At 29.4% G+C, this 11,520-nt stretch carries 11 protein-coding genes; 6 read left to right on the top strand and 5 right to left on the bottom strand.

Annotated elements, in window-relative coordinates:
• The first annotated feature begins 168 nt into the window (after window positions 1–168).
• The 4 genes from WBG30_RS00665 to WBG30_RS00650 all read left to right on the top strand — a co-directional run bounded on the left by WBG30_RS00665 (window position 169) and on the right by WBG30_RS00650 (window position 4,558).
• Window positions 169–603 (top strand): DUF1499 domain-containing protein, encoded by a 435-nt coding sequence (locus tag WBG30_RS00665; RefSeq protein ID WP_424502713.1) that lies wholly within the window; start codon window positions 169–171, stop codon window positions 601–603.
• The gene (cls, locus tag WBG30_RS00660; RefSeq protein ID WP_424502712.1) at window positions 596–2,035 is read left to right on the top strand and encodes a cardiolipin synthase; all 1,440 of its coding nucleotides are present in this window, start codon (window positions 596–598) and stop codon (window positions 2,033–2,035) included. The genes WBG30_RS00665 and cls overlap by 8 nt, the downstream gene beginning before the upstream one ends.
• Before the next feature lie 79 nt (window positions 2,036–2,114).
• Window positions 2,115–2,843, top strand: a complete 729-nt coding sequence (locus WBG30_RS00655; protein ID WP_424502711.1) for a lysophospholipid acyltransferase family protein — start codon at window positions 2,115–2,117, stop codon at window positions 2,841–2,843.
• 176 nt (window positions 2,844–3,019) lie between these two features.
• On the top strand, window positions 3,020–4,558 hold the full coding sequence (locus WBG30_RS00650; protein WP_424502710.1) for a SulP family inorganic anion transporter: 1,539 nt from the start codon (window positions 3,020–3,022) through the stop codon (window positions 4,556–4,558).
• Between the two features lie 60 nt (window positions 4,559–4,618).
• Here WBG30_RS00650 and WBG30_RS00645 read toward each other — a convergent pair whose 3' ends face one another.
• Both WBG30_RS00645 and WBG30_RS00640 read right to left on the bottom strand, forming a co-directional pair.
• Complete coding sequence (locus WBG30_RS00645; RefSeq protein ID WP_424502709.1) at window positions 4,619–4,888, bottom strand: hypothetical protein; 270 nt, start codon at window positions 4,886–4,888, stop codon at window positions 4,619–4,621.
• A gap of 15 nt (window positions 4,889–4,903) precedes the next feature.
• Window positions 4,904–5,716, bottom strand: a complete 813-nt coding sequence (locus tag WBG30_RS00640; protein ID WP_424502708.1) for a hypothetical protein — start codon at window positions 5,714–5,716, stop codon at window positions 4,904–4,906.
• Window positions 5,717–5,834: 118 nt separating this feature from the next.
• Between WBG30_RS00640 and WBG30_RS00635 the strand changes: the two genes are divergently transcribed.
• Window positions 5,835–6,338, top strand: a complete 504-nt coding sequence (locus tag WBG30_RS00635; protein ID WP_424502707.1) for a toxin-antitoxin system YwqK family antitoxin — start codon at window positions 5,835–5,837, stop codon at window positions 6,336–6,338.
• Window positions 6,339–6,391: 53 nt separating this feature from the next.
• On the opposite strand, the gene WBG30_RS00630 is transcribed toward WBG30_RS00635, so the two are convergent.
• Together WBG30_RS00630 and WBG30_RS00625 are read right to left on the bottom strand one after the other, a co-directional pair.
• Window positions 6,392–7,777: an asparaginase gene (locus WBG30_RS00630; RefSeq protein ID WP_424502706.1), complete on the bottom strand. Its 1,386-nt coding sequence runs from the start codon at window positions 7,775–7,777 to the stop codon at window positions 6,392–6,394.
• Between the two features lie 439 nt (window positions 7,778–8,216).
• On the bottom strand, window positions 8,217–9,335 hold the full coding sequence (locus WBG30_RS00625) for an HD domain-containing phosphohydrolase (protein ID WP_424502705.1): 1,119 nt from the start codon (window positions 9,333–9,335) through the stop codon (window positions 8,217–8,219).
• Window positions 9,336–9,706: 371 nt separating this feature from the next.
• Between WBG30_RS00625 and WBG30_RS00620 the strand changes: the two genes are divergently transcribed.
• Window positions 9,707–11,005 (top strand): ArsB/NhaD family transporter, encoded by a 1,299-nt coding sequence (locus tag WBG30_RS00620; protein WP_424502704.1) that lies wholly within the window; start codon window positions 9,707–9,709, stop codon window positions 11,003–11,005.
• A gap of 191 nt (window positions 11,006–11,196) precedes the next feature.
• Here WBG30_RS00620 and WBG30_RS00615 read toward each other — a convergent pair whose 3' ends face one another.
• On the bottom strand, window positions 11,197–11,499 hold the full coding sequence (locus tag WBG30_RS00615) for a hypothetical protein (protein WP_424502703.1): 303 nt from the start codon (window positions 11,497–11,499) through the stop codon (window positions 11,197–11,199).
• Window positions 11,500–11,520 lie beyond the last annotated feature (21 nt).

Genomic DNA, 11,520 nt, shown 5'->3' with positions numbered 1-11,520 from the left:
ATTTATGGAGTCAGTCTTTCTGACTCCTTTTTATATTAAATTAATTGAATCTCAAGCTAAATTTAGGTATACTAGGATAAGAGAAAATTAGTAAATATAGTAGAGATAACACATTGCTTTTTTATTGTGGAAGTTTAAATTTATGAATAGAATATAAGGGGGAAGGTTATGAAATATATATTAATATTATCACTACTATTACTTGTAGGGTGCACATCTGCTAAAAAAAAAGAAATTGGATTAATAGATAGTAAATTTTATCCGTGTCCAACCAGCCCAAATTGTGTATCTTCTATGGCTCCGAAAGAAGATTCACATTACATAAAACCTATTATTTATAGCAATATGACAAGAGACCTTACTCAGAAAAAAATCATTGCAATATTAGGAACACTAAAAAATACAAAAGTTGTAGAATATAACGATGAATATATCCATGCAGAGGTAAGAACATCATTTTTTAAATTTATAGATGATGTAGAATTTTACTTTCCTATGGATAAAAATATTATCCATGTGAGATCATTGGCTAGAACAGGATATAGTGATTTTGGAGTAAATAGAAAAAGAATGGAAAAAATTAGAGTGAAGCTCCATGAATAATGTTTTTACAGGGGTATATATATTAAATTTTATTTTTATTATTACTATTATTTTTTTTGAAAAGAGAAAAAATACAAGTACTATAATATGGATTCTTATCCTTAGCTTAACGCATATATTCGGTTTTGTACTATACCTTTTCTTTGGATTAAGTCTGAGAAAAAGACGATTTACCCGTAAATATTATAAACAATTTTCATTTGATAAAAAAAAATTTAAAGAAGATACTATGAGTGATACAAGCTCGCATCCACAAAATAATCTAATTCAACTATTTAATGTAAAGAACCATGCCTATTTAAGAACTAAAAATGACATTAAATTATATACTCATGGAAAACAGCTTTTTAAAGATCTTAAAGGAGACATTTGTTCTGCTAGAAAATACATTCATATGGAATATTATATCTTTGAAAATGATGATATAGGTAATGAGATTATGGATCTACTGATAAATAAGGCTAAAAATGGAGTAGAGATAAAACTCATCTATGATGGGATGGGATGTATCCATGTATCTAATAGTTTTTTTCAAAGGCTTCAAGATGCCGGAGGAGAAGTTCTTAATTTTTTTCCACCACTATTTTCTAGATTTGGACTGAGAGCCAATTATCGAACCCATAAAAAAATAGTTTTAATCGATGGGAAGTGTGGGTTTTTAGGTGGAATGAATATTGGAGATGAATATTTAGGGGAAAATAAAAAAATTGGTTATTGGAGAGATACCCATCTTCGGATAAAAGGATCTGGTGTTTTAGGATTAGAAAAAGAATTTTTAATAAACTTAGATTTCATGAGAGAACAAAAAAAACTTTTTAAAAGAAGGAAGAAAAAATCAAATTATTCCATAGATGATTACCTACACTTTGAAAAAAGTGATGGTAATAGCGATTTACAGGTAGTTAGTAGTGGTCCGGACTATGAAGAACCATTTATAAAAAATGGTATTTTCAAGATGATTACAGGAGCAAAAAAAAATATCTATATACAAACACCATATTTTATACCTGATGAGACTATATTAAATGCCTTAAAAATTGCCGTTATGGGTGGAATAGAAGTAAATATTATGGTTCCTTCTAAACCTGATCATATTTTTGTCTATTGGGCAACCCTTTCCTATATTGGAGATTTAGTTAAGCTAGGGGCTAGATGTTATTCCTATGAGAAAGGATTTTTACATTCTAAAGTTGTCATAGTGGATGATGAAATTTGCACTATTGGATCTACTAATATGGATATTAGGAGTTTTTTATTGAATTTTGAGATAAATGTTTTTATCTACGATGCTAAAATAGCACTTCAATTAAAGGATGCTTTCTTAAAAGATATTAAAGATTCTACCTTGGTTACTTCTAAAGAATATAAAAATAGAAATTTTGTAATCCGGTTTAAAGAATCAATTTCGAAACTACTTTCACCAATAATGTGAAAAAAGTCATGTCTGTTGACTTTGCTACTTTAAGGTGTTAAAATGACAGTTGTAATTTAAAAAAGTTAGGAGGAAAAGAATGACATTATTAAAGGTAACATTATTTGGATTTTTATATTTTTTAAAATTGAACATATTTAAACTACCTAAGGTAAGAAAAATAGATGTTGAAAAAGATCGTATTTTTTATGCTAGAGATTTATTTAGAGGTTTTGGAAAAGGAATATTAGAAAGAACTAACTCTAAAGTAGAGGTGATCTATGAAGATGAGGAGGAGTTTAAAAATCTTTCTATGGATGAACCTATTGTTTTAATATCTAATCATCAGAGTAATATAGATATTCCTACAATACAAGGGTATTTTCCTTTCGTACCTGGATTTATGGCTAAAAAAGAGATGGAAACTTGGATTTTTTTTAAAACTTGGTTCCCAATTACTAACTCTATATTTATAGATAGAAAAAATCCAAGAGAAGGAATAAAAGCTATAAGAAAATCTGTGAAATTTATTAAAGATGGCTATCCTATGTTAGTATTTCCAGAAGGAACAAGATCTGAAACTGGAGAGATAGGCGAATTTAAAAATGGTGGATTCAAAGTTGCCATTGATTCTAAGGCAAAAATTATACCAATCACATTAAAAGGTACTTATGATATTCAAAGTAAAAAAAGTATTAGGATGTTTAAAAATAAAAATGTGAAAATGTATATTGGTAAGATAGTAGATACCAAGAATTACGATAGAGAAGGTTTAAAAAATATTCATAATGTAGTCAAGGAAATAATTGTAAATAACTATAATAAATAATTGTGAAGAGGGTATAATTTCTACCCTTTTTTTGTTTCTAATAAAAAATGATTCTACTAGAGTATTAAAATATTAATTTCCAAGGTTTTCTATTGAATAGTTGAAAAAGTCTAAGAAAAATGATATAATACGGTTTCTGTATAAAATTATAGAATTTTAAAAAATAGGGAGGAAAAATGGAATTTTTGTCAAAAAAAATAAACTATAAAAATGAAATTTTGTCTGGACTTACAGTAGCTTTAGCACTGGTTCCAGAAGCAATTGCATTTTCTTTTGTTCTAGGGGTAGACCCATTAGTAGGATTATATTCAGCTTTTGTTATGGGAATTGTTACATCTATTTTAGGAGGAAGACCTGGGATGATTTCTGGGGCAACAGGTGCTATTGCAGTAGTGCTAGCAGCACTTGTGAGTACGTATGGTGTGGAATATTTATTTGTAACTGTAGTATTTATGGGGCTACTTCAAATTCTAGCTGGGGTTTTTAAATTAGGTAAATTTTCACGAATTATACCACATTCGGTAATGCTTGGATTTGTAAATGGACTTGCGATTGTAATATTTAAGGCTCAATTAGGTCAATTTAAAACTGTAGATTCTTATGGGAACTCTGTTTGGATGAGCGGGAATGAATTATATATAATGCTTGGGTTAGTAATTATAACTATGGTTATTATAAAATTTTTACCTAAATTAACTAAGGCTGTACCTTCTACACTTGTAGCAATTATTGTAACAACGCTTATATCTATGAAGTTAACTAAATTAGGCCTTAACATTCCAAATGTTAGAGACTTTGCTGGTGGAGAGATCTCTGGTGGATTACCAGAATTTCATATGCCTGTAGTACCATTTAATTTGGAAACATTAAAAATTGTATTTCCGTTTGCTATAACAGCTGCTTTTGTGGGTTTAATAGAATCATTACTTACTTTATCACTAGTAGATGAATTAACAAATACAAGAGGGAAAAGTAATAAAGAAACTATAGGACAAGGAATAGCAAACCTTATTAGTGGGTTCACTGGTGGAATGGGTGGATGTGCAATGATTGGACAGTCTATAATAAATGTAACTTCAGGTGGGAAAACTAGAATTTCTTCTGGTTTTGCTGCAATTTCTTTATTGATGTTTGTTATGTTTGCATCTGGACTTATTGGAATGATTCCATTAGCAGCCCTTGTAGGAGTAATGTTTATGGTAGTTATTGGGACATTTGAATGGGAGTCTCTTCAGCTGTTTAATAAGATACCTAAAAAAGATGTTTTTATAATAATAATAGTTACAACAATTACTGTTGTAGAAGATTTAGCTATTGCAGTTATTACAGGTATTGTGATCTCAGCATTAACTTTTGCCTGGGAAAAAGGTAAAAAAATAAGTGCTAGAATCGAAGTTAGAGAAGATGGTGCAAAAGTGTATAGACTTGATGGACCGTTATTCTTTGGTTCAGCTTTAAGTTTTAAGGAGTTATTTACTCCAAAAGAGGATCCTAAAAAAATATATATTGATTTTGCTAATTCTTATGTAAGTGATCATTCTGCCATTGAGGCAATAAACGCAATTACAGAAAAATATAGAGAGCTCGGTAAAAAAATTCATCTAAAACATCTAAGTTCAGATTGTTTAATATTATTAAAAAATGCAGATGAAATAATAGAGGTAAATGTATTTGAAGATCCTAAGTATCATGTGGCAGATGATAGTTTAGCATAAAAAATCAATGTGATTTTGCATCTAAAGAATAAAAATAAGGGAAGTTCATATGAACTTCCCTTATTTATTTACTAATTCTTTTATTTTTTCTATAAAAAAATCTATGTCTTCTTTTAAGAGATCAAAGGACATTACGAATCTAACTTCTGAAATATTAGGATTCCATAGGTAGAAATAACAAAATTCTTGTAAGGATTCTATAATTTTTTCAGGTAAAATTGCAAAGACAGCATTTCCTTTTACATCATTAGTTATAGAAATATTAAGTTTAAGGAGTTCGCCCTCGAGATATTTTTCCATATTATTCCCAAGTTTAGTATTTTCATACATTCTCCCTAAGAAAAATTATATTTTTCTTAACTTATTATATTCAGTAATCTTTTCTTTTAATTTTTCTATCTGTGTAGGTGTAAATTTTTCTTCTTTTAAAACTTCAAAATCAAAGTTTTCTAATTGATAGAGAAACTCTATGCCCATATCTGTTAAGTGAGAAACAAAACTTCTATATCTAAAAAATATTTTAGAAACTCTATGCCCGTGGACTAAGTATTTCTCTATATCAGAATTAAATTCACCATTTTTAAATTTGGTGTATTCATTTTTAGCATTGTTTATTTTGGTTTTAGAGATTCCATCAGTCATTAATTTTTCAAAGTTTAAGTGTTCTAATTCACTCACATATATAAGACCTAAGTTTTCAATAATTTTTTTAAACTCATCATGCTTTCTAGCAGAATAAAGATCCTTAATTAAAACTTTATATCGAGGTTTTTGTTTTATTATTTCAGGCTTCTTAGATTGTTTTAAAATCTTATTTTCTTCCTTTAAACAGTCTACTATTTTTTCTATTTCTATTATTTGTTCAATAGTTTTACGATTTTTACCAATTAATTCCATATTTTCTAACTTGAAATTTTCATTAGAAATTTTTAAAGTTGTATTTTCTTTTTTTACCTTATCAAATTCCAAAGTGATTTTTTCAAATTGTCTATCATGAGGAGATTTAGATATGCTATTTATTTTTTTATCTTTTTCTTGAATAGCCTCAAACAACTCCTCTTCTTTACCCTTTCTTTTAATAATTTCTTTTTGTAGGCTATCGATCAGTGTATTTAATTCAACTATTTTTTCTTTTTCTTTGATTCCAAATAAACTCATAGGTTCCTCCATGTTTTTCTTTTTAATATAAGTATAATAGAAAAAATAAATAAATTCAAATTTAAATTATTCTTTTAATAATTTTTTTAAAACTGTATAATATACAAGGAGGTGAAATATGAAGTTAAAACAATTTATAATTATTCTGATATTATTATTTTTAAGCGGGTGTAGTAGTCTAAATTTATTTATGAAAGAGACTAAATTCAATAACCTAAAAGAAAAAAATGGTCTTTATTATAAGTATGAAAAGCTCTATACTGGAGAAGCTAGATCTTTTTATAAAAATAAAAATAAAAAAGCTTTTGGGACTTTTAAAGAGGGAAAATTTCATGGAATTTTTTTATTTTATTATGAAAATGGAAATTTGAAATCAAAGATGAAATTTATTAAAAATAAATTAGATGGAACAAAATATCAGTATTACATCAATGGGAATAAAAAACTAGTAGAAAATTACAATGAAGGGAAATTAAATGGAATGTTGATAGAATACTATAAAAATTCAGCAATCAAGTTTGAAGTTCGGTTTAAAAATGATAATATGACTGGGGATGCTGTGTCCTATGGAAAAGATGGTAGTATTATCGATCTGGTAAGTTACGAAGAGGATAAAGAGTAAAAAAGTGATAAATTTAAGTGCGATACTTAAATTTATCACTTTTCATTCTTCTCCTAATGTTTGTCTATAAAAATTTCAAATACTACTCTGTCCCAAGAAATTTTTCTCTGGGATTCAATATTGAAATAAATTTTTTTACTTTTTTCTAAAATTTGAGCGGTAGAATGGTCAAAACTGATTAAAAAATCAGCTATGTCTCCATCTCTAGTGAGAGTTTTTATAGAATTTTTTAGAGGTAATTTTGTTTTTCCTTTAATAGTTACACTCAAATCTATTGATTCAGAAGAACTTATATTTCTAACTCTAAATCTAGTTCTTTTTATTTTAGAAGTATCTACTTTTTTTGAAAGAGATATCTCAAATGATTTTGAAGTAATCCCTTCGTTGGCATTGTCTAATCTATAAGTAAGAAGATCGAGGCTCTGTTCTCCACAAATATCAAGTTGGATAGCTTCTCCAATAGATTTTCTATCTATTTCTTTGCCTAAAAGGTACATAAGTTTGGCAATAGCAGCTTCTGGAGTGAGATCCATACCACTAACTACACCTGCATCTAAAAGTCTTGTACTGGCATCATAGAGTCCCATTTTAACCATGCCAGTAGGACATTGGCTGATGTTTACAACTGTAACGCCTGATTTTACAATTTCCTCAATAACAGAAACAAAAGCATCACTAGTAGGAGCGTTTCCGTTTCCGTAAGTTTTTAAGATAAGGCCCTTAATATCATTGCTTTTAAAGATTTTTTTTAATATTTCAGGATTGAATCCTGGGAATATATCAAAGACCAATACATTTGTATCCATAGAATAATCTACAAAAAATTCTTTTTTAGATGGCTTTCTAATTTTTGAACAATCTATCTTTATTTCTGACCCAGCTACTCCTAAATTTGGATAGTTAGGAGTTGAAAAACCATAGTAGTTACTTGCGTCTAATTTTCTGGATCTATTTCCTCTGAGAAGGTGGTCTCTAAAAAATATAGAAACTTCTGGAACTAAATTAATATTGTATAATTCTGATCCCGCGATCTGAATAGCTGTCACTAAGTTTTGAAGGGCATCACTTCTAGGATTTTCAAGTGGGACTTGAGATCCAGTTAAGATAACAGGCTTACTCAAATTATTTAGCATAAATGAGAGAGCAGACGCTGTAAAAGCCATTGTATCAGTTCCATGTAAAACAACAAATCCACAATATTTATTATAATTTTTTTCTATAATTTGTGCTATTTCAATCCAAATATTTGGATTCATATCTGAAGAATCAATAAGTTCATTTACTTGAATATATCCAGTATCAAAATTATTTAAAAGTGGATAACTTGCTGCAATTTCATTCCAATCTTCAGCAGGTTTCAACGGGCTCAATGGATTTCCTTTTTCAATATGGACCATTCCAATGGTACCACCTGTATTAATTACTAGTACTTTTTTCATCCCACTCCTCCAATTACTATAGTTTCTATAAATGTTATTTTTTCTTTTATTTGTGCATAATATTATACTTTTTTTGGGGGATATATGGAAGTCTTTTTTAGTGTATTTAATATAAATTTTCTATTGATACTATTTAGTTACAAAGTCATTAGCGACTTCTTTTAAAATTATGGAGTTATGCGGTACCTGAGAAGGGACTATATGACACCCTAATAAACATTATATCTAATTTTTCTTTTACTATTCTTGTTTGGATAGTATTATTTGTCATTAAATAATTTTAAACTCTTTTTCTAATTAGTCGTAATTATTTCATAAAAATCTCTTTCATCTATATTATTGATTCTACATAATTTTATATAATGCGACTAGCTCAATTTGAATTCCGCAGATACTTTCTGCGTTTTTGAATAAACAGAATAAAATTTTCTCATTTGTTCTATATTTCCCACTGAAAATCTTCGATTTCAAAAAGTTCCACGCAAAAATCTACGATCTTAGGATCATAAATTTTCCCTCTTCCTAGTTTTATTTCATCCAAAGCTACTTTTATTCCTAAAGCAGGCCTATAGGGTCTATAGGAATTAATTGCTTCTACCACATCTGAGACTGCGATTATCTTTGCCTCTATAATAATTTCTTCTTCCATCAATCCGTTGGGATAACCGGAGCCATCTAATCTCTCGTGATGCTGAACTATCATCTTTTTTATATCCCATGGGAAGTCGATACCGCTTATTATCTCTTGCCCTATTTCTGAGTGGAGTTTAATCAAATCAAATTCAGGCTTAGTTATTTTCCCTGGTCTATTTAGTATCTCTCCAGGAACATAGATCTTACCTATATCATGGATTAAAGCTCCAAGACGTAGCCCTTCTATACGCTTCTCATCCAACCCAAGTTTCCTAGCAATAGCAACTGCTAGCTTTGTCACTCTTTTCTGATGCCCTGCAGTATAAGGATCTCTTTTTTCTACGGCAAGTACAAAAGCATCTATTGTTTTTAACAGAATTTCATAGTTAGCTCTCTGAGCTTCTTCTCTTTCTTTTTTTAGCCTTAAGATATAAATTCCTTGGGCAATATTTTTAGTGAGCCTATTAAAAAGCTTGACCTCCTCACTATTGAAGGAGTCTTTACTGCTAGAATATAAATTTAATACTCCTATTATATTTCCCTCGGATTCAATAGGTAGTGCAATACTTGACCTATAGCCGAACTCCTTAGCTTTTTCTCTCCAAGGTAAATAATCCTTATTTTTCATTATATCTTTCATCAAATATTCTCTACATTCACGGATGGCCCTTCCTGTCGGGCCCTGACCGCAGACATTATCGCCCCAACTTATATCTATAGAGGATAAGTACCCTTTTTTAAACCCTGCTTCTGCTACTGGTGTAACTTTTTTCTCGGAATCGTTGCCAATAGAGCCTATCCAGGCTAACTTATATGGACCTTCGTCAACTAAAATTTTACAAATTTTTGTATACATCTCCATCTCATTTTTTGTAGCTACAATTATATCTTGGCATTTTAAAATGGTAGAATATGCATTTCTCATTCTTTCAAAAGATTTCTCTAAATTTTCAAATTTAAATTTACTAGACTGATTATTGATACAACACCTCTCTTTTTTACTTTATTTAATTCTAATTTTAACTTTAATTCTTTGTTAAGTCAATTTTTAAATGAGCTATGGAAAGCTCTTAAATTAACAAGTAATTTATTGTTTGTTTATTTAATCCTTTTTAAATTTTTATTTGCAATCTTGTTTTTTTATTTATTTTTGTACAAATCAAATTATTGAGTAAATTTATGTTATAATCAAATTAACCTTAAATTATGATTAAAATTTGTGTGTAATTTAAAATTATGAATCCAAAAAAAAATTAACTTTTTATTAATAAATTTAAAATTTTAAAGGAGGAAAAAATGAATACTTTCATCTTGGGTATTGGTATTTTCGTATTTACTTACTATCTCATCGTAACAGAAAAAATACCTCATACCCTTTCAGCATTACTAGGTGGTGTACTGATGGTTACTTTGAAGATTTTGCCATCTGAAAAGGCTTTTCAGTCCATCGATTTGAACGTTATTTTTCTTTTGATCGGTATGATGATCATAGTTCAAATAACTTCTGAATCTGGACTGTTCCAATGGGTAGCTATTAAGATTGTCAAGGCTGTGAGGGGGAAGCCCTTTCCGTTAATGCTTTTATTAATGGTTATAACAGCTCTATTCTCAGCACTCTTGGACAACGTCACCACGATTTTATTATTGGGTCCTGTTACCATACTTATAACGGAAGAGCTAAAAATTGACTCTATACCATTTCTTATCGCTGAGGTAGTAGCCTCTAATATCGGTGGAGCAGCAACTCTTATCGGAGACCCTCCCAACATATTGATAGGAAGTGCTTCTAAGCTATCATTTAATGAATTTGCATTAAACTTATCTCCAATAGCTATAATTATCCTTATAGTTACAATTATTAACTTTAAATTTATTTTTGGAAGAAAGATGAAGGTTTCTAGAGATTTAAGAGCAAAAGTTATGGATATGGATGCCAACAGAGCCTTGAGAGACAAAAAACTTATGATAACTTCTCTTGCAATACTATTCTTTGTTTTTATAGGATTTTTGACACATTCAATGACTCATATTGAACCATCATTTATCTCTTTTGGTGGGGCAGTTATTCTCATGATAGTCACAAAAAAAGATGTAGAAGAAATTTTTAAAACCGTAGAATGGAAAACTTTGTTTTTCTTTACAGGGCTTTTCATAATGGTTGAGGGGGTCGTAGAAATAGGAGCCATAGATATTCTAGCAAACCATGCTCTCAAACTCACAGGAGGAGATCTCGCCAAGACATCTATTCTGATACTTTGGATGTCTGGGATAATTTCATCAGTAGTGGATAATATTCCCTATACGGCAACTCTTATACCTATGATAAAAACAGGACTAATTCCCAACATCTCCTTAGCACATCCGGAAATTCCATTGCAAGTTATAAAATATTCTCTGTGGTGGGCTCTTTCTCTAGGTGCTTGTCTAGGTGGGAACGGAACCCTCATAGGAGCCTCTGCCAATGTGGTAGCTGCTGGAATAGCTTCAAAGAGTGGTAAAAACCTGTCATTTATGACATTTACAAAATACGGTTTTTTCATAATGATAGAGTCTATGATACTAAGCACTTTCTATCTTTGGTTTAGATTTTTTTAAAATTTAAATTTATTTTTTTTTAAAATCTCAAAATTTATAATTTCCAAAATAATAAAAAAGGGATATTTTAAAAATATCCCTTTTAGATTACTCTTTATATTTCCAAAACAATTCTCTTATAGAATTAGCTCTCCTAAAAACTTTAAACTGAAGTAATTTAGTTTTATAATTCCATGGATCTATCTTAAACTCTAATCCTTTTCCTTCAATTTGAAATCCTCCAAACCCAATGACACTTTATATTCATCTAGTTTATTATCTATTTGATCATTGGAAGTTAAATTAATATCTCCATCATGCTTAGAACTTTTAAGCCCTTCAGCAAAATCTATTAACACTTTATATGTTACATCTCTAGCCTTTTCTCCTCCTACACCTTCAATAGCATCTCCTACCTTATCTCCTGTTTTCTTTAGTAGTGGTGATGGTAAAGCCAATAATATAATTCCAAATACTATCTGTAGTACTAATGGGTTTGTAAGTAATTCTTTCATTTTTTGAACTCCTTATAATTC

The organism is Psychrilyobacter sp., from assembly GCF_049671765.1.
In the GTDB taxonomy this organism is placed as follows: Bacteria; Fusobacteriota; Fusobacteriia; order Fusobacteriales; family Fusobacteriaceae; genus Psychrilyobacter.
Note: the sequence above shows the minus strand (reverse complement) of the source record. Positions and strands in the feature narration are given on the sequence as shown.

Coding starts and splice junctions, on each gene's coding strand:
- WBG30_RS00665 (WP_424502713.1), top strand. CDS start 169: ATGAAATATATATTAATATTATCACTACTATTACTTGTAGGGTGCACA.
- cls (WP_424502712.1), top strand. CDS start 596: ATGAATAATGTTTTTACAGGGGTATATATATTAAATTTTATTTTTATT.
- WBG30_RS00655 (WP_424502711.1), top strand. CDS start 2,115: ATGACATTATTAAAGGTAACATTATTTGGATTTTTATATTTTTTAAAA.
- WBG30_RS00650 (WP_424502710.1), top strand. CDS start 3,020: ATGGAATTTTTGTCAAAAAAAATAAACTATAAAAATGAAATTTTGTCT.
- WBG30_RS00645 (WP_424502709.1), bottom strand. CDS start 4,888: ATGTATGAAAATACTAAACTTGGGAATAATATGGAAAAATATCTCGAG.
- WBG30_RS00640 (WP_424502708.1), bottom strand. CDS start 5,716: ATGAGTTTATTTGGAATCAAAGAAAAAGAAAAAATAGTTGAATTAAAT.
- WBG30_RS00635 (WP_424502707.1), top strand. CDS start 5,835: ATGAAGTTAAAACAATTTATAATTATTCTGATATTATTATTTTTAAGC.
- WBG30_RS00630 (WP_424502706.1), bottom strand. CDS start 7,777: ATGAAAAAAGTACTAGTAATTAATACAGGTGGTACCATTGGAATGGTC.
- WBG30_RS00625 (WP_424502705.1), bottom strand. CDS start 9,335: ATGAGAAATGCATATTCTACCATTTTAAAATGCCAAGATATAATTGTA.
- WBG30_RS00620 (WP_424502704.1), top strand. CDS start 9,707: ATGAATACTTTCATCTTGGGTATTGGTATTTTCGTATTTACTTACTAT.
- WBG30_RS00615 (WP_424502703.1), bottom strand. CDS start 11,499: ATGAAAGAATTACTTACAAACCCATTAGTACTACAGATAGTATTTGGA.